At 64.2% G+C, this 16939-nt stretch carries 15 protein-coding genes; 2 read left to right on the forward strand and 13 right to left on the reverse strand.

What is annotated here, in order from left to right:
* The 11 genes from P1K32_RS00675 to P1K32_RS00725 all read right to left on the reverse strand — a co-directional run bounded on the left by P1K32_RS00675 (position 1) and on the right by P1K32_RS00725 (position 11721).
* Positions 1 to 1104 (reverse strand): hypothetical protein, encoded by a 1104-nt coding sequence (locus P1K32_RS00675; RefSeq protein ID WP_276250809.1) that lies wholly within the window; start codon positions 1102 to 1104, stop codon positions 1 to 3.
* 101 nt (positions 1105 to 1205) lie between these two features.
* A complete protein-coding gene (locus tag P1K32_RS00680) occupies positions 1206 to 1916 on the reverse strand; it encodes a dolichyl-phosphate hexose transferase (protein ID WP_276250810.1) in 711 nt (236 codons plus the stop codon).
* Between the two features lie 80 nt (positions 1917 to 1996).
* Positions 1997 to 3049 (reverse strand): HTH-type sugar sensing transcriptional regulator TrmB, encoded by a 1053-nt coding sequence (gene trmB, locus P1K32_RS00685; RefSeq protein WP_276250811.1) that lies wholly within the window; start codon positions 3047 to 3049, stop codon positions 1997 to 1999.
* 115 nt (positions 3050 to 3164) lie between these two features.
* Complete coding sequence (locus P1K32_RS00690; protein ID WP_276250812.1) at positions 3165 to 4229, reverse strand: glucose 1-dehydrogenase; 1065 nt, start codon at positions 4227 to 4229, stop codon at positions 3165 to 3167.
* Between the two features lie 43 nt (positions 4230 to 4272).
* The gene (locus P1K32_RS00695) at positions 4273 to 5340 is read right to left on the reverse strand and encodes a Gfo/Idh/MocA family protein (protein ID WP_276250813.1); all 1068 of its coding nucleotides are present in this window, start codon (positions 5338 to 5340) and stop codon (positions 4273 to 4275) included.
* Positions 5341 to 5378: 38 nt separating this feature from the next.
* Complete coding sequence (locus P1K32_RS00700; RefSeq protein ID WP_276250814.1) at positions 5379 to 5585, reverse strand: DUF8005 family protein; 207 nt, start codon at positions 5583 to 5585, stop codon at positions 5379 to 5381.
* 2 nt (positions 5586 to 5587) lie between these two features.
* Positions 5588 to 6784 (reverse strand): ABC transporter ATP-binding protein, encoded by a 1197-nt coding sequence (locus P1K32_RS00705; RefSeq protein WP_276250815.1) that lies wholly within the window; start codon positions 6782 to 6784, stop codon positions 5588 to 5590.
* 2 nt (positions 6785 to 6786) lie between these two features.
* Complete coding sequence (locus P1K32_RS00710) at positions 6787 to 7782, reverse strand: carbohydrate ABC transporter permease (RefSeq protein WP_276250816.1); 996 nt, start codon at positions 7780 to 7782, stop codon at positions 6787 to 6789.
* A 1-nt stretch (position 7783) separates the two neighbouring features.
* Positions 7784 to 8764, reverse strand: a complete 981-nt coding sequence (locus P1K32_RS00715; protein ID WP_276250817.1) for a carbohydrate ABC transporter permease — start codon at positions 8762 to 8764, stop codon at positions 7784 to 7786.
* A gap of 72 nt (positions 8765 to 8836) precedes the next feature.
* Entirely contained in the window at positions 8837 to 10318 is a 1482-nt protein-coding gene (locus P1K32_RS00720) for a substrate-binding domain-containing protein (protein WP_276250818.1), read from the reverse strand.
* A 326-nt stretch (positions 10319 to 10644) separates the two neighbouring features.
* Positions 10645 to 11721 (reverse strand): TrmB family transcriptional regulator, encoded by a 1077-nt coding sequence (locus tag P1K32_RS00725; protein WP_276250819.1) that lies wholly within the window; start codon positions 11719 to 11721, stop codon positions 10645 to 10647.
* Positions 11722 to 11957: 236 nt separating this feature from the next.
* Here P1K32_RS00725 and P1K32_RS00730 point away from each other — a divergent pair, with 236 nt between their 5' ends.
* The gene (locus tag P1K32_RS00730; RefSeq protein ID WP_276250820.1) at positions 11958 to 12752 is read left to right on the forward strand and encodes a DUF8054 domain-containing protein; all 795 of its coding nucleotides are present in this window, start codon (positions 11958 to 11960) and stop codon (positions 12750 to 12752) included.
* 96 nt (positions 12753 to 12848) lie between these two features.
* Entirely contained in the window at positions 12849 to 13490 is a 642-nt protein-coding gene (gfcR, locus tag P1K32_RS00735) for a transcriptional regulator GfcR (protein WP_276250821.1), read from the forward strand.
* A gap of 42 nt (positions 13491 to 13532) precedes the next feature.
* Here gfcR and P1K32_RS00740 read toward each other — a convergent pair whose 3' ends face one another.
* Both P1K32_RS00740 and P1K32_RS00745 read right to left on the reverse strand, forming a co-directional pair.
* A complete protein-coding gene (locus P1K32_RS00740) occupies positions 13533 to 15248 on the reverse strand; it encodes a glycoside hydrolase family 13 protein (protein ID WP_276250822.1) in 1716 nt (571 codons plus the stop codon).
* Positions 15245 to 16903 carry a glycoside hydrolase family 13 protein gene (locus P1K32_RS00745; protein ID WP_276250823.1) on the reverse strand — a complete coding sequence of 553 codons (1659 nt, stop codon included), beginning with the start codon at positions 16901 to 16903 and terminating at the stop codon, positions 15245 to 15247. Before P1K32_RS00745 ends, P1K32_RS00740 begins: the two co-directional genes overlap by 4 nt.
* Positions 16904 to 16939: the final 36 nt, after the last annotated feature.

The following is a 16939-nucleotide window of genomic DNA, read 5'->3' on the forward strand; positions in this document are numbered from 1 at the left end:
TCAGGGCTCCGCGAAGTCTTTAAAGAGCAGGAGGTCGGCTTTGATGCTGATATCCGCTCGCCCGCTCAGGGAGCGCGCGTCCGCCGGGGGCTCGTCTGTGTGCACCAACAGTTCGTCGCTCTCGGAGAACCCGACGTACAGTGTGTCGCCGGGCGAGAGCGACGTCAGCAGGGCCCCGTTCTTCCTGGCCTGATCGTCTTCGAGTTCGACCGTCGCATCGGCGGGCACCATCCCGTTTTTCATCGACAGGACGAAGACGGCGCCATCGGACCGAACCGACGCTTCGAACTGCACACCGTCGGACCGGGCTGTCTCGAGCCACGTGGGTACGGAGAGGTCTGTCTCGCCGACGTCGGACAACGTGGTCGTCATCGACTGGTCGGTCGACTCCCCGGACTCCCCTTCAGTGACATCGAAGGTGAACTCACGGATGTAGCCCTCTTCTGTGACGGTGAGCGTCGCGTCGTAGCTACTGATCGTGTTGGAGATCCTCTCATCCCCCGTGTCTACTTCGTCGGACTCGTATCTGACCGCCGGGCCGTCGTCCGTCTCGACGACCGTCTCGGCGGGGCCCCAGACGGTCTCCAGGAAAACGAAGGTATCGCCCAGAGTGGCGACTCCGCCAGTCCCGCCGACCGGGTCCTCTATTCGGTAGGCCGTCTGGTCGCCTTTCTCTACTCGGACGTACTCGACATCCTCGTCGGCTGGGACCCAGCTCTGCTGTGTCACCAGCTGACCGCGATACTCTGAGAAGAGATTACCCTCGTCGTCGAACTTTTCGACATCCGTTGTGGCCAAACTCCCGTGCGTGCTCTCGGTCGTCCGGGTGGCCGAGCCGGCTGCCTCCACTTTCTCTTGGTGAGCAAACCGCAACGTCTCGTTCTCGACGCCTGACTCGCTCGTCCCGGAGGGGTAGTCGAATTCGACCGCCCCGGAACCATCCACCGTATCGCTCCCTGGGCTGTCCGTGGGTTGCTGCTCGGCGTCGGTTCCGGGTGCTGTCTCGGTGGGTGCGCCGTCGCCGCCACAGCCGGCCAGCGCGGCACAGGCCCCCGCGCCCACCGTCAGTAGTGCGCGTCGAGTGAATATTGCTTGTTTACTCATGTAAATTTATCTGAGTATATAGCCTTGATAAATGTTCTGCATGCCGCGAGGGAATCCCCGTTCACGGATTCGAGAGTGACCCGGCGTCACCCAGTATGGCGTCACCGCAGCCGCTCTTCGAACGCGACTTTCAGGATGGACTTGGCGATTGCCGCACCGCCCTCGAAGGGGTCCAGTTTCGTCTCGCCTTTCCGCTCGTCGTACTCGATGGGGCGCTCGCGCACGTCGTAGCCCCGCATCAGCGGCCGCATCAGCAGCTCGGCGGAGAGGCCGGTGTTCTCCGTCCAGCGAATCTTGTGGAGGAGGTCACGACGGTAGGCCCGCATCCCGGTGGTCGTGTCGTGGACGCGCTCGCCCATCGCGACGGAGGCAAGCAGCGCGAACAGCTCGTTACCGAGCTTGTTCAGCCCCGGCATCTCCTCGGCCCCGTAGTAGAGTCGGTCACCGCTGACGACGTCGGCGCCGTCGTTTATCTCCGCGAGGAAGTCGGGCAGGCGCTCCATCGGGTAGGTGTCGTCGCAGTCCGTGGTGACGACGACCGGTCGGTCGGGCGCCAGGACGGCCGCACGGACGGCGACGCCGTACCCCTGTGGCTCCTGTTCGATGACCGTCGCGCCGTGCTCGCGGGCGATCTCGGGCGTGCGGTCGCTGGAGCCGTCGACACAGACCACTTCCGCTCGGCCGTCGGTGACCGAGTCGATGTCCTCGAGGACAGTGGCGATAGCGTCTTCCTCGTTGTACGTGCCCATCACGACTGCGAGGTCGTCGAACGTGTACTCCGAATCGGTCTCGGTGGACTGCTGTGGACTCATTACGCTACCTCTCTCGCGGGGGTTTTAGTATTTTTAGGTTCGCCAAAAATCCCGACAGGAAGCCGACAGGACGCCGCCACTCACCCCGACGGCGGGGCGTCTCTGCCGACCCGTATCTCGTAGGCCTCGATGTCCTCGTAGGCGGCGACCTGTCCGCCGACGTCGACCGGCCCGTCCTCGGTCATGACGACAAGCGTCGCCACCTCGCGGTTCGGTCCGAACGAGACCTCCTCGACACGGCCCTCGACGACCCAGCTCTCGCCCGACTCGACCTCGCGGCCCTCGATCGTGGCGTAGAACTCCCCGTCGAGTGCTGCCAGGTCGGAGATACACCGTCGGATGGTACCGTAACGGCGCGGGAAGTGAAGCTCCGAATCGTCGCTTGCTAGCTCGTCGGCCGTCGTCCAGAGGACGGTGTTGAGGAAGGCCGAGACCAGAAAGCCCAGTTCCGAGCGGTTGAAGATGACGCCGTAGCGGTCGGCCGCGCCACGGACCGACTCCCGGGTCGCGTACATCGAGTACTCCCCGTCGGCGACGGCCACCACGGGGGTCGTGATGCCCCGGCGCCCCTTCACCCTGGTCGCGACGGCGTCGTAATCGAAGTCGGCCGGGTCAGGAGCGTCTGCGGTCGGCGACAGCAGAATCTCGGTGGCGATGCCCGCCTCCCGCCGGCCCCGGAGCGTGCTCTCGAAGCGCTCCAGTAGCGACGGCGTCAGCGAGAGCATGAGTTCGTACTCGGCGGCGTCGATGATGTCCGCCAGATAGCGCAAGATAGTGGGCCTTGACTTGACCAGGGAGACGGCTTCGGGCTCGCGGGCCGGCGCAGTGTAGCGAGCGGAGAGGTCAGAGACGAGTTCGTCAAGCGAGTTCTGGATGTCGCCGAAGGACTCGCGCGGGTCGATGGCGAGCACCTTCATCGGCCGGGACTCCTTGAGTTCGACCAGCCCGACCTCCCCGAGACTCCGGACGGTATCGTACACCCGGGGCTGGGGGATATCCGTCCGCTCGGCTATCTCCGAGGCGGTCAGCTCCCCGTGCTGGAGCACCGCCAGATACGCGGTAATCTCGTATTCGCCGAGGTTGAACCGCGAGATGACCTCGTCGAGTGCCGCCTCAAGGTCGTCGGTTGGCATACGGGCGTGAGTTGGCCGGAGCGCTACAAAGAAGTTCGGAACACCATGGTCAGTGCCCGTACCCTTACAGTCGAAAACCGGGACCAGCCGGCAGGACAACTGTCGCTGGGACGTCCTACAGCGTGTCGAACTCGACGACGCCCTTTATCTGGTCGTCGTCGTCCTCGAAGGCCGCTGGGACGTTCTCGGGTGTCGCCACCGTCGTCACGAGGTCATCGAGCAACCAGTCGGGCATCGCCGCGAGGGTGTCGACGGCGGCCTCGAAGTGCTTGACGTGGGAGTTGACCGTGCCGATGAGACACTTGTTATGCAGGACGATTTCCTTGTGGAGGGCCCCGCCGTCGATTTCGAACTCCCAGGGGCCGGGGATACCGAGCAGGGCGCCGACGCCGTTGGGCGCGAGGGCGTGGACGGTCTGGACGGCGTGGGGCGCGTACCCGGTGGCCTCGAAGACGTAGTCGACGGCCTCGTGGGCGTCGGGAATATCCTCGACGCTGGTCTCGCGGGAGTCGACGTAGGTCGCGCCGAGTTCGTCGATGACGTCGACGGTCGGGTCGGGGCGGTCCCTGCGCCCGACACAGTAGGTGCGGTCGAACTCACGGCCGAGCATCCACAGCGTCAGCAGGCCGAGCGTGCCGTTACCGAGGACACAGGCCGATTCTGGCCGCCATTCGAAGGGCGCCCGGGTCGAGAACGCGTGGTCGTTTGCCTTCTCGGCGATGGAGATGGGTTCGACCAGCATCCCGTACTCCGCCAGTTCCTCGGGAATCGGCACGAGGGTGTCGGCCGGCGAGGTGAAATACTCCGCCATGAAGCCGTGGTCGCCGACGATACCGCGCTCGACGTACTCGCCGTCGGGCGCCATATCGGGCTCGCCGCGCCGGAAGTACTCGTTTGTCTCCCCGTTTGGTTTCCGCCGGACGGTCGGCACGACGACCTGCCCCGCTTCGAGCCCGGAGCCGTTGCCGTCTTCGACGACGCCGACGGCCTCGTGGCCCAGAATCATGTGGTCCGAGTCCTCGGGGTAGCCGCCGTGTGAGCCGGCGAGGACCTCGTGGTCGGTGCCGTCGACACCGACGCGGAGGGTTCTTACAAGTGCCTCTCCCTCGGCCGGTTCCGGCCGCGCTACGTCGAGTCGCTCCACACCCTCGCCCTCGCGAGTGACACCGATTGCCTTCATACCTGAACCTCCGTCGAAGCATGGTTAAAATTGTCCATGGTGGTTACAATGAGACGGCCTGGCCGTCCTCACTGGAGCGGTAGATGGCGTCCAGCACCCGCTGGACGGTCAGTGCCTGCTCGACGGTGTTCGTGCCTGGCGGTTCGCCAGCCGCGACGCTCTCGACGAAGCGTTCCAACTCGATGCCGTGTGCGTCGTCGGTCGCGGTCTCGACCTGAGAGGTCCGGTGGTGGTCCACGCCGGTCGAGACGGTCTCGTACAGCTCCATCTCGTCGCTGCTCAGGTCGAGTTTGGCACCGGCGTCGGAGCCGCGGACGACGTACTCCTGGCTGTTGGGGCGGTTGGACGCCCACGCCACCTCCAGGGCGATAGTCGAGCCGTCGGCACACCGGATAAAGGCAGAGGCCGAGTCGTCGACGTCGAACCCCGAGGAGCCGTGGTCCTCGCCCCACATGTCCACATAGGCGTACTCCGAGCGGCTGCCGAATGTCGCCCGGGTCTGGCCGGTGACCTCGACGACCTCCGGGAAGTCGAGCAGAAACAGCGAGAGGTCGATAGCGTGGACGCCGATGTCGATGAGGGCGCCGCCGCCGGCCAGCGCCTTGCGCGTGAACCACGACCCGCGGCCGGGGACGCCGCGTCGACGCAGGTAGTTGGCTTCGATGTGGTCGAGCTCGCCCATCGTCCCGTCGTCGCGGTAGCCAAGCAGGGCCTGGACCGGGTTCCGAAAGCGGTTGTGGAACCCGACCATGCAGAACCCCTCGGCCGCCTGCGCGGCCTCGGCGATTCGCTCTGCGCTGCCGACGGTGTGGGCCAGCGGTTTCTCCACGAACACGTCCAGGCCCGCTTCGAGCGCGCCGACGACGTACTCCTCGTGGAACTTGTTGGGTGTCGTCACCAGCACTGCGTCGACGTCCGCGTAGAGGTCGGCCTGTCGTTCGTAGACGGTCGCGTCGTACTGCGCGGCAAAGCGCCCACGCGCATCCGGGTCGACGTCCAGTCCGGCAGCGATGACGTCGCCGTAGCCGGCCTTCTGGAGGCGGTCACAGTGCAGTCGGGCGATGTTTCCGAGACCGATAACGCCCAGCTTGATTGTATGTTCCTCGTTCATTATGTTAGGAAAGGAACCGGAGACTGATATTACTCCGGTTAGTACAGCTGTTGTTCGCGCTCGTCACGTTCCTGCTCGCGTTCCGCTTTGGCTTTCTCGGCCCGTCGACCGCGTCGATATCGGACGATACCGGGGATAATCTTGTTCTTCAGGTCCAGCGCGAACGACGCGATGCCGTACGCCCAGAAGAAAAACAGGGCCAGCATCCCGCCCCAGTAGACCGTGGCGATGAGTGTCGATTCCATGATTAGTCGTCCGATTCGGCCTCGCTCTCGGTCACGCCCTCGCTGTTCCAGGCCGCCTCGAGCGAGTGGGTGATAGCCTCACCCGTCGCGGTGTCGAACAGGTGGACCTTGCTCCGGTCGATGACTACCTGGAGTTGCTCGTCCTCGTCGATGTCGGAGTCGGGGTCGATGCTCATCAGCAACTGGTCGTTGGTGGCCTGCTCCTGTGACATCGAGGTCTCGCCCTCGCCCAGCAGCATGTAGGCGAATATCTCGTCGCCCATGGGCTCGAGGATATCCGTCCGGGCGTCGATGAGCTCAGAGGGATCGGAAACCTCGTCGCGCAGTGCGCTGGGATAGATGTCCTCCGGCCGGATGCCGATGGTCACCTCGTCGCCGGCGGCGATGCCGTCGGCGGTCGAGGGGTCGTAGTCCAGCGAGAAGTTCTTGGTCACGATGCTGTCTCCCTCGACGGTCCCCTCGACGAAGTTCATCGACGGCGAGCCGATGAAGCCAGCGACGAAGAGGTTGTCCGGCTCGTTGTAACAGGTCAGCGGCGGGGCTATCTGCTGGAGGCTGCCGCTGTTGAGGACGGCGATGCGGTCGGAGAGGGTCATCGCCTCCTCCTGGTCGTGGGTGACGTAGATGATGGTGGTGTCCAGTTCCTTGTGCAGGCGCTGGAGTTCGGTCCGCATGTGGACCTTGAGCTTGGCGTCTAAGTTTGCCAGGGGCTCGTCCATCAGGAAGACGTCAGGCTCGCGCACGATGGCGCGGGCGATGGCGACGCGCTGGCGCTGGCCGCCCGACATCTCCTCGGGCATCCGCCCGAGCATCCCCTCTAGCTGGACGATGTCGGCCGCGTGCTCGACGCGGCGGTCGATCTCGTCGGTTGGGTAGTCCCGGAGCCGCAGCCCGAAGGAGATGTTGTCGTAGACGTCCATGTGCGGAAACAGCGCGATGTTCTGGAACACCATCGCGATGCCGCGGTCCTTCGGGGGGAGGTTGGTGACGTCGCGGTCGCCGATGTGTATCGTCCCCTCGGTGGGGATGGTCAGTCCGGCGATGGTCTCCATGGTGGTCGACTTCCCACAGCCGGAGGGGCCGACAAAGCAGATGAACTCCCCGTGGTCGATATCGAGGTTCATGTCGTCGACCGCGGTGACTACATCGCCCTGGTCGTCGTAGCGTTTCGTGACGTTATCGAGTTTGAGTTTTGCCATTGTTATTCTTTGAGTGCGCCCGAGGTCAGTCCGCTGACGATGCGCTCTTGAGCGACGATGACGAGTATCACGACCGGCAGGACGCCGACGATACTTGCGGCCGCCATGAGGTTGAACTGCGTGGTGTACTGGGTCTGGTAGCTGAGTATACCACCGACGATGGGCGACCACCTGGCCGCCTCGGTCGAGGTCGCCATAATCGAACTGAAGAAGTACTCGTTGTAGACGGCGATGAAGGTCAAGACGGCGGCCGTCGCCACACCGGGGGCCGAAAGCGGCATGATGACCCGGAACAGCGCGCCCAGGCGGGTCGTCCCCTCGACGCGAGCGGCGTCCTCTAAGCCGTCTGGAATCTGGCCGTAGAACGTCGTGAGGATGAAGATAGACAACGGCATGAACAGCGCGCTAAACGGCAACACCATCGACCCGGGCGTGTTCAGCAGGCGCGGCGGGGTAAACAGCGGAATCTCGGTGAACGGCAGCGTTATCGGCGCGTTCCCGGCGAAGGCCTGGAACAGCGGGATGACGAAGGCTGCGGGCGGGAAGTAGCTGACCGCCAGGATGCCGAGCATCAGGAACGCCCGGCCGGGGAAGCGCAGTCGGCCGAAGACGTAGCCCGCCAGACTCGCCACGACGATGACGATGACCGTCGTCGTCACGGCCAGCGCGAAGCTGTTCAGCATGTACAGGTGGAACGGGACCTGCTCGAAGACGGTGATGAACGCCTGCGGGTTGAACCCTTTGGGTACCGGCAGCGGGAACGTCGTGCTGACGCCGAAGAGGTTTATTTCCGGCAGGAAGCTCCCAGCCAGCAGGTTCCCCGATGGGGTCACCGCGAGGACGAGCAGCCAGTAGAACGGGAACAGCGTCGTCACGAGGAAGAATGCCATTGCGACGTAGAACAGCGCTCGGTACACCTTCTCCGGGTTCTGGATAGCGGATTGCGTCCACCGTGCCAGCGGTCCCTCGCTACTGTTATGGTCTGTTGTCGTAGCCATTTTAGATCGCGTCCTCCCCTTGCCACAGGATGAGCCCCATCACGGCGGCACCGATGATGGCGGCCGTGACGAAGGCGATAGCGGCGGCAGTTCCCTCTCGAGTGTTGAACGTCGCGACGACCATGCAGGACAGCGACGGGACGACCGAACAGCTCGACACGGTGTCGATGATGCCGTAGACCCGCATGGCCTGCACGGAGCGGAACAACACGGCGACCCCGATGGTCGGCAGGATGAGCGGGAACGTGATGAGTCGGAACTGCTGCCACTTGCTCGCGCCCGCGACCTTCGCCACGTCGTAGAGGCCGCGGTCGATGCTCTGGAGCCCGGCGAGGATGAGCAGCGCCATGAACGCCGAGGTCTTCCAGATGTCGGCGACGATGATGATGAACGTCGCGCTCGCGGTGTCGTTCAGCGTGTTCGTCGGCGCCAGCAATCCGAGGTCGGCAAGCGGCGGCGTCGCAAAGCCGACGTTGGAGTTGAACATCAGGAAGAATATCATCCCCTGGATGACGATGGGCACAGCCCACGGGATGATGATGGCCGCACGGACCCATTTTCGTCCAGTGAAGTCCTGGTCGAGGATGAGCGCCTGTCCGAGTCCGATCACCGTCTCGAAGGCGACGCTCACCACGGCGAAGATAATCGTCACGACCAGCGCGCTGTTGAGCAGGGCAGTCAGTGACAGCGACGACGGGATGAACGTCGTTCCACCGGGAAGGAAGCGGTTTTTCCCGCCGGTGAAAAGCTGGACGTAGTTGTCGATACCGACGAAACTCCTGCCGGCCAGGTCGAGCGACGACGCGTACAGCGACAGTTCGAAAGTCCGGAGGAGCGGGTACAGCGCGACGACACCGAGTAGGATGAACACGGGAACGAGGAGCAGATACGCGTACTGCGTATCGCTCAAGTTCTCCATCCACCGCATGGCGTCGACGAGTACGCCCGAGCGGCGCGACTCGCGGCCCGTCTCGGTGCTCATCTACGTGCTCCTCCGTATCTAGCCGTTACCATAATAATTAATTGTGGGTTTTACGTTTCAATCTATAGACGCTTACTGGGACTCAGTGTTTTCGAGGGAGCTCTGCAGGGTCGCCATCGCGTCGGCGGAGGAGGCGTCCTGTCCGACGGCGCGGTTGGCCTGCTGGGCGATCTTGCTCGACTGGTCGCTCCAGACAGCGGTGACCGGACGGGCCATCGTGTTGTTCCCGGCGACCTGCAGCGTGTCCATGTACCGGCCGACGACGTCGACGTCCTGGGCTTCGCTGGAGCTGAACAGCTCGGGTCGGGGCGGGAGCCATCCCTGGACGGAAAGCAGCGTCAACTGGAAGTCAGGTTCCATCGCGGCGCGGACGACCTCGACGACGTCTTCCTGGTTGTTGATGTTCGGGTTGACGGTCATGTGCCAGCCACCGAGGGCGGCCGTAGAGCCGCCGGTGCCTGGCTGGGCCGCCTCGCTCTCGGGGACCGCATACGGCATCGGCATCGCGCCGAGGTCCTCGCCCAGTGCGGGCTCGTCGGTCTCGTCCGGGTTCCGGCCGGTGAGCGCGAGCGAGTAGGGCCAGTTGCGGTGGAAGACGGAGTTACCCTCCGCAAAGGGCGTTCGGGAGTCCTCTTCGATCCAGCCGAGGATGTCGGTCGGAGTGAATCCGCCACCGTAGCTCTCGAACCGGCTCTCTACGTCTTCGTCGTGGACGAACTTCCGCATCATGTTCAGCGAGTTGATGACCTCCTCGGAGTCGACCGTGATAGGCCGGTCGCCGATGGGGCCAAAGAGGTTGTCTGGCCCGCCGAAGTAGGCACCGCCCCACGAGGACATGACCTCGTTGAACGTACAGCAGGCGGTCCCCTCGTAGATGTCCCACTGGGTCGTGAAGCCGTACTCCGTGTCGGCGTTGTCCTGGACGTCTTCCGCGATGTTGGACCACTCTTCCCATGTCATCGGCTCCGTGGCCCAGTTGTTCGATTCGGGACTGTAGCCGGCATCCTCGACGAGGTCTTTGCGGTACTGCATCGTCGGGAAGTCCGGGAATACCGGCACGCCGAAGAGGTCACCGCTGTCCGGGTCCCGCGCCGTGTCGGTGAACGCGCTGAAGTAGTTGTCCGAGACATCACTGACCAGTTCCTCGGGGAGCGCCTCCGAGAGGTTCTGAAGCTGGCCGCGCTGGATGAAGACGTTCGTCCAGCCGTTGTCCATCAGGAACATATCGGGGTCCGTCTCGCCAGCGCTCAGCAGTCGGTTGTAGTTCGACCGGGCCGCACCGGTGTCCTGGTCCCGTGGGACGAACTCCACCGTGATGTCCTCCGAGAGCCCGTTGTCGTAGAGGGCCTCCTTGATCGCGTCGCCGTTGTTCTGGACCGCAACTGGGTCGAAACCCCAGGTGACTGTCCGGCCGCCACCGCCGCCGCCGCCGCCACCGATGAGGTCCGCACAGCCGGCCAGCCCGGCTGTCAGTCCCGAAACTCCGGCGGCCTGAACGAACCGCCGTCGCGATACTCCTGACGAGCGAACGCCGCGCGTGTCATCCTGCGACATATCTGTTCAGTTCTGTTGTTGGGTGGTACTTAACTATTGCCCATAATTAACCACAGTCGTTGTTAACGAGTCCGCTGTCGGCGGGCAACAACTATTGTTACTGATAAATACTGACTGAAGCTAACAATCATTATATAAACAACCCAGAACGGTGTGACCGCCACGGCGGCTACGAACTATTAAACGCGAAAACAGTTCTGTCATTTTTTCTCGCGCGCGGTTCGGGCGACACACAGTGACTGACGCGCGATATAGTGGTGGATAAGCCTCGTCCTGGTCGAAAAACTATGTCGCGGGAGCAGCGTCCAGTGCCGGACGCTGACCGACTAGTCGTAGCGGACGTCGGTTATCGTGATTTCGGTGGCTTCGATAGTCTCGAGGACGGCGCCCCAGCCGCCGATGTCGTACGCTTCGCCGTCGGCCTCGAGGGTGAGACTGATGCGACCGGCCAGCTGGGCCAGCGGGACCGGCTCCTGGCGGCCCATGGAACTCCCGGTGTAATCGATGTCGACGACCCGACCAGTCAGGTCGACCGGCTCCTTTGTATCGGTCTCGTATCCCTGGACGCGCGCTTCGACGGTCGCGCCCTTCGACAGTATCGGTTCCAGGTCGCGGACCGCATGGCGCAGGTCCACGTAGGTCGTCGGCGTCTCCGGCGTCCTGACGGTGTACACCGTCTCCCATATCTCCCAGAGGCAAGTGAGGAAAAACCAGTGGAACAGGTACGTGTGTGTACGGTCGTTGACGAGGACCCCGTACTCGTTGACCGACTGTTGATGGGGCGCAAAGCAGGTCCAGCGGCGGTCGACCAGCACCAGGAACGGGGAGGGAATGTCCCGATGGCGGGCCTCGGTGCAGGTGCCCTCTATCTCCGCGCCGTCGGGGATGTCGTCGTCAGGGCTGGTACAGATACTGAGCTTGATATTGACGCCCCGGTCGTGGGCCGCGGCCAGTTCCGACCGGAGCGCGCGGAACTGCTCGGTGTCGACGCCGAGCTGTATCTGCTGGTCCGCCGACGAGATGAGTTCTTTGGCCCGCTTGAGCACCGTGTCGAACCGTTTGACGATACTGACCTCGTGGTCGGTCATCTCCGGTTCGTTCCACCGCTCCTCGATGTCCGACGCGGCGTCGAGATACTTGCTCGACTGCGACCGGAGGTTCTCGAGGACACCCTGGGGGTCGTGGGCCCGCGCCGTAAGCGAGTCCTGCTGGAAGGTCTCGATGTATCCCTTCGATTCGAGGTCCCGCAACACGTCGTAAATGCGCGGGTCCGGCACCTCGGAGGCGTCGGCGATATCCGTCGCAGAGGCCGTCCCAAGCCCCAGTAACGCGACGTAGGCCTCCGCCTGATAGGGGGAGAGGCCGGCGTCCTCCAGTACCTCAGTCAGTTCGTCGTCGTCCATTCGTGTCCCTGCTCGGTTGTCGATTGATATCTGTCTCTTGATTCCATCTTTCACACCCCTCGCGGTTATTTTTCAGACGTGATTGTGGATACTTCCATACTTCGGTACGCCACAGGCGGTCGTCGCGGTGGTAATCCGTGCGATTCAATAACAATGCACGTTGTAAAATACTAACGCATGAACCGTCACGGTATGTGGCAGACGGCAGGAGCGACACGACGGGCGGGTGCCGACCGATGAAGTGGAACGATATCCGCCGCTCGGAGTACACCGGTGCGAACAGATGCTGGGCCTGTACGTCGGTGAATCTGGGCCTCGTCGGACTGTTCGCGCTCTGGCTCTACCACCGGGACCGGCGGGTCGGGGCCCTGGCGGCTGCTGCCATCGGTGTCGCCGCCGTTGCAGTCCGGGGGTACGTGGTCCCGTACACGCCCCAGTTCGCGCCGCGGCTCGTCGAAACGGTCCCGCTTCCGGGGGATCCCTTCGGCAAAGGCCCCGGGCGAGATATCCCCGAGAGTGCGTCCCTCACGGGGACGGACGTCGACGGGACGGCGGTGCTGCAGGAGCTCGCTGCTGCCGGCGCCGTCGAGGCGGACGGTGACCTGATACGCCCGACGGCGGCGGTCGACAGCGACTGGCGCGAGCAGATGGACCGACTGGCGGCCGAACCGCTCGAGGCGCTCGCCCGTGAGGCAGCCGAGACGGTGCCCACCGCGGACGAACTCGAGACCTACGTCGACGAGACCGGCGAGTGGCTCGTCGTCGACAGTGGACTGGTCGCTCGGCCCGTCGTCGTCGCGGAGCTTTCGGCGTACCTGGCGCTCGCCGGGACGGTCGAGGACCGGCGGGTCCGGCTCGCAGGCGCTCGCGCCTTCCGGATGTTCCTCGATAGCTGTCCCGACTGCGCCACGGCGCTGGTCGAGTCGTCGGCCGTCTCCTGCTGTGGCGGCTACACCGACCCCCATACCAGACCGGAGGACGTGCTGGTCTGTCCGAACTGCGAACAGCGCCTGTTCACGATACCGAACTGAGAGGGCGCCCACCGGCCGCGTCGACCCGGCGGCGTCCGGCCGTGAACGCGGCACAAAGGCGTTGCCTATTAAGCCCCACCGGACAGAAGGCAACGTATGAAGAACATCGACGACCTCGTCGAGAGCGCAGCGGAGCTCGCCGAGCGGGGGCTCTCCAAGGGTGAAATCGCCGACGAACTGAACGTCTCCCGGGAGACGGCGAGCTGGCTGGTCGAGCGCAGCGGCACCGGCGCGGCGCCGAAGGAGGTCCCAAAGAGCGGGCCCCACGACATCCACGTCGACTGGTCCGCACTGGGCCGGGACAGCAGCCGCCTCCACCACATCGGCTGTGCGATGGCCGACCTGCTCTCGAAGCAGGGCGAGGACGTCGACCTCACCATCGGTATCGAGAAGGCCGGTGCGCCGCTGGCGACGACAGTCGCGCGGGAACTGGACACCGACCTCGGGACCTACGCCCCCTCGAAACACCAGTGGGACGACGACGAGAGCGACACGTCCGACGGCTCCTTTTCCCGCAACTTCGCCCAGATTCGCGACCGGGACTGCTACGTCGTCGACGACACCATCACCAGCGGCAACACGATGTCCGAGACCGTCGAGGCCATCCAGCAACAGGGCGGCAACCCCGTTGCCTGCGTCGTGCTGGCCGACAAACGCGGCATCGAGGACATCCACGGCGTCCCGGTGTACTCGCTGTTGCAGGTAATCCGGGTGGGCAGCGAGGAATCCTCGAACTGAGCCGGGACGTTGACCGAGCGGTCCGTTACTGATTTTCGGTGACTACTCCAGCCGGTAGATGCGGGCCTCGTAGGGCTCGTGGTCTCTGGTGGGCCCAATCGTGTCTCGGTCGTAGTTCGACAGTAGCAGGTCGGCGTCCTCGATAGTCGTCGAGAGGTCCACCGTCGCTGTCTTGTCCGAGAAGTTAAGCACCGAGAGCATCCGCTCGCTGACGCGGCCGTCGGGGTGTTCGAGGGTCTGTGTGTAGGCGGCGAGGCGCTCGTGGTGAGGATGGAGGTCGCTGTAGGTGCCGTAGACGAACGCGTCGTACTCGTTGCGCAGGTCGATGAGCGACTGGTAGTACTTCGTGACGGAGTCGCCCTCCCGGGCGTCGGCGACGTTGACCTGCTCGTAGTTGGTGTTGACCTGGAGCCACGGGTCCCCCTCCGTGAAGCCGGCGTGTTCGCTGTCGTCCCACTGCATCGGCGTCCGGGCGTTGTCCCGCGAGCGATAGCCCACGATATCGGCGATCTCCTCGAAGGTGTCGTACTGCTCGGAGTCGAGCAACTCCCGTGCCGTGCGTCGCGCATCGACGTCGGCCAGGCTCTCCCTGTCCTCCCACTGGGCGTTCGTCATGCCGAGCTCCTGGCCCTGATACACGTAGGGCGTCCCGGAGCGAGTCAGAATATAGGTTCCAAGCAGCGTCGCAGACTCCCGGCGGTACGCCTCCGGGTCGCCGTAGCGCGAGACGACCCGGGGCTGGTCGTGGTTCTCCCAGTACAGCGCGTTCCAGCCCTCGTCGTCGAGGCCGTCGTGCCACCGCCTCGCAATCTCCTTGAGCTCCGGCAGGTCCCAGTCGCCGACGCTCCAGCGCTTTTGCCCGTCGTAGTCGAGTTTGGTGTGCTGGAAGTGAAAGGCCATATCCAGGGGCCCGTCCTCGCCGGCGTACTCGCGGGCCCGCTCGACGGTCAGTTGCGGCATCTCGCCGACCGTCAAGATGTCGTAGTTCGAGAGGACCTGCTCGTCCATCGCCTCCAGATAGTCGAGTATCCGCGGGCCGTCGACGAAGTGTTCGGCGCCGACCCACTCGCTGTCGGGGTCGCCGTCGGGGAGCCCCGGTGCCTTCGAGAGCAGGTTGATGACGTCCATCCGGAAGCCGTCGATGCCCTTCTCCAGCCACCACTCCATCGTGTCGAAGATGTCCCGACGTACCGCCGGATTCCGCCAGTTCAGGTCGGGCTGGGACTCGTCGTAGAGATGGAGGTAGTACTCGCCCCGCTCCTCGTCGTAGGTCCAGGCGGACCCGCCGAAGAAAGACTCCCAGTTGTTCGGCGGCCCGTCGCCATCCCCCTCGCGCCAGATGTAGTAGTCCTCGTATTCGGGGTCACCGCGACGGGACCGCTGGAACCACTCGTGGTCGACGGAGGTGTGATTGACCACGAGGTCCATCACGAGTCGCATATCTCGGTCGTGGACCTGTGCGAGCAGTTCCTCCCAGTCGGCCATCGTCCCGTACTCGTGGTGGATAGAGCGGTAATCGCTGATGTCGTAGCCGTTGTCCCGCTGTGGCGACTCGTACACCGGGTTCAGCCAGATGACGTCGACACCCAGGTCCGCGACGTGGTCCAGCCGCTCGATGATGCCGGGGATGTCACCGATACCGTCGCCGTCGCTGTCCGCGAAGCTCCGCGGATATATCTGGTAGACGACCGACTCCTTCCACCACGTGCGCTCCTCCGGCGGGACTGGGTGGCTCGTCTGTTGTGGTGTGTCGGTCATGCTTCCTCCAGTTGGTAAACGCGGGCCTCGTAGGGGCGCAGCGTCAGCGCGGCGCCGGTATCGCTCGGCGGGCCGTAGTTCGAACACAGCAGTTCCTCGGTCCGGGCGGCGTCGTCGAGCGTCACCGAGGTCTCGGTATCGTCGACGTTCAGGGCCACCAGGACGGCGTCGTCTTCGGTCTCCATCCGGTAGGCCCACACCGACTCGTGGTCCGGAAGCAGAAGGTTATACGCACCGTATACCAGGACCTCGTGGTCCCCCCGCAGCGCCACGAGGTCGCGATAGTAGTGGAGCACCGAATCCGGGTCGGCCTCGGCGGCCGCCACGTTGATGCGCTCGTAGTTGGGGTTGACCGGGAGCCACGGCTCGCCGTCGGTGAAACCGGCGTGTTCGCTGTCGTCCCACTGCATCGGCGTCCGGGCGTTGTCCCGTGACTTGTCACGGACCGCCTGTTTGACCTCCTCGAACCCGTCTATCTCGCCCGCCTCGACGGCGGCCTCGACCTTGCCGATGGACTGGAGGTCGTCGAGTTCGTCCAGGCTCGACCACGGATAGTTCGTCATCCCCAGTTCCTGACCCTGGTAGACGTAGGGCGTCCCAGAGAGCGTAAACAGGAGCGTGCCCAGGAGTTTGGCCGACTCGCGGCGGTACTCGCCGTCGTCGCCGAAACGGGAGACGATACGGGGCTGGTCGTGGTTGGTCAGATACAGCGAGTTCCACCCGTCGAGGTCGGTCTGCCACTTCGACATGACGGCTTTGAGGTCGGTGAGGTCCCACTCCGAGGGCGAGAGCCACTGGCCGTCGCTGTCGACGGACATATGTTCGAAGTGAAAGAGCATATCCATCGGCCCCTCGGCGCTGACGTAGTCGCTCGCGGTGTCCGGGTCGACGTTGACACACTCCCCGACGGTCATCGCCTCGTAGTCGTCGTAGGTCGCCGCGGCCATCTCGCTCAGGTACTTGACCGCGTCGGGACCGTTGGTGAAGTGTTCGATACCGACCCAGTCTTTCTCTGGGTCCCCATCGGGCAGCCCCTCGGGTTTGGAGACCATGTTGATGACGTCCATACGGAAACCGTCGATGCCCTGCTCTAACCACCAGTTCATCATCTCGTAGACGTCCTCGCGGACGGCCTCACTGTCCCAGTTCAGGTCCGCCTGCGTCTCGTCGAACAGGTGGAGATACTGGGCCCCGACCTCGTCGTCGTAGGACCAGGCCGAACCGCCGAAGCCGCTCGTCCAGTTGTTCGGCGGCTCCTCGCCCTCGTGCCAGAGGTAGTACTCGCGGTACCCGTCCTCGTCACGCCGGGACCGCTGGAACCACTCGTGGTCGGTCGACGTGTGGTTGACCACGAGGTCCATGATGAGCTTCATGTCCCGGGCGTGGACTTCCGACAGGAGCCGCTCCCAGTCTTCCATCGTCCCGTAGGCCTCGTGGATGGCCCGGTAGTCGCTGATGTCGTAGCCGTTGTCGTGCTGTGGCGACTCGTACACCGGATTCAGCCAGATGACGTCGACGCCCAGCGAGGCGACGTAGTCCAGCCGGTCGATGACGCCCTGGAGGTCGCCGAGGCCATCGCCGTCGCTGTCGGCGAAACTCTTCGGATATATCTGGTAGACGACTGCTTCCTTCCACCAGGCTCGCTGTTCGTCCATGTACGTACTGCTACTGCGAAGCCGAACTTAAAACTA

The organism is Haloarcula rara (assembly GCF_029338235.1).
Taxonomy (GTDB): domain Archaea; phylum Halobacteriota; class Halobacteria; order Halobacteriales; family Haloarculaceae; genus Haloarcula; species Haloarcula rara.

Excerpts from the sequence above, each read along its gene's own strand:
- P1K32_RS00715 (WP_276250817.1), bottom strand. The coding sequence starts at position 8,764 with ATGAGCACCGAGACGGGCCGCGAGTCGCGCCGCTCGGGCGTACTCGTC.
- P1K32_RS00745 (WP_276250823.1), bottom strand. The coding sequence starts at position 16,903 with ATGGACGAACAGCGAGCCTGGTGGAAGGAAGCAGTCGTCTACCAGATA.
- P1K32_RS00690 (WP_276250812.1), bottom strand. The coding sequence starts at position 4,229 with ATGAAGGCAATCGGTGTCACTCGCGAGGGCGAGGGTGTGGAGCGACTC.
- P1K32_RS00675 (WP_276250809.1), bottom strand. The coding sequence starts at position 1,104 with ATGAGTAAACAAGCAATATTCACTCGACGCGCACTACTGACGGTGGGC.
- P1K32_RS00720 (WP_276250818.1), bottom strand. The coding sequence starts at position 10,318 with ATGTCGCAGGATGACACGCGCGGCGTTCGCTCGTCAGGAGTATCGCGA.
- gfcR (WP_276250821.1), top strand. The coding sequence starts at position 12,849 with ATGAAGAACATCGACGACCTCGTCGAGAGCGCAGCGGAGCTCGCCGAG.
- P1K32_RS00740 (WP_276250822.1), bottom strand. The coding sequence starts at position 15,248 with ATGACCGACACACCACAACAGACGAGCCACCCAGTCCCGCCGGAGGAG.
- P1K32_RS00725 (WP_276250819.1), bottom strand. The coding sequence starts at position 11,721 with ATGGACGACGACGAACTGACTGAGGTACTGGAGGACGCCGGCCTCTCC.
- P1K32_RS00695 (WP_276250813.1), bottom strand. The coding sequence starts at position 5,340 with ATGAACGAGGAACATACAATCAAGCTGGGCGTTATCGGTCTCGGAAAC.
- trmB (WP_276250811.1), bottom strand. The coding sequence starts at position 3,049 with ATGCCAACCGACGACCTTGAGGCGGCACTCGACGAGGTCATCTCGCGG.
- P1K32_RS00710 (WP_276250816.1), bottom strand. The coding sequence starts at position 7,782 with ATGGCTACGACAACAGACCATAACAGTAGCGAGGGACCGCTGGCACGG.
- P1K32_RS00730 (WP_276250820.1), top strand. The coding sequence starts at position 11,958 with ATGAAGTGGAACGATATCCGCCGCTCGGAGTACACCGGTGCGAACAGA.
- P1K32_RS00680 (WP_276250810.1), bottom strand. The coding sequence starts at position 1,916 with ATGAGTCCACAGCAGTCCACCGAGACCGATTCGGAGTACACGTTCGAC.
- P1K32_RS00700 (WP_276250814.1), bottom strand. The coding sequence starts at position 5,585 with ATGGAATCGACACTCATCGCCACGGTCTACTGGGGCGGGATGCTGGCC.
- P1K32_RS00705 (WP_276250815.1), bottom strand. The coding sequence starts at position 6,784 with ATGGCAAAACTCAAACTCGATAACGTCACGAAACGCTACGACGACCAG.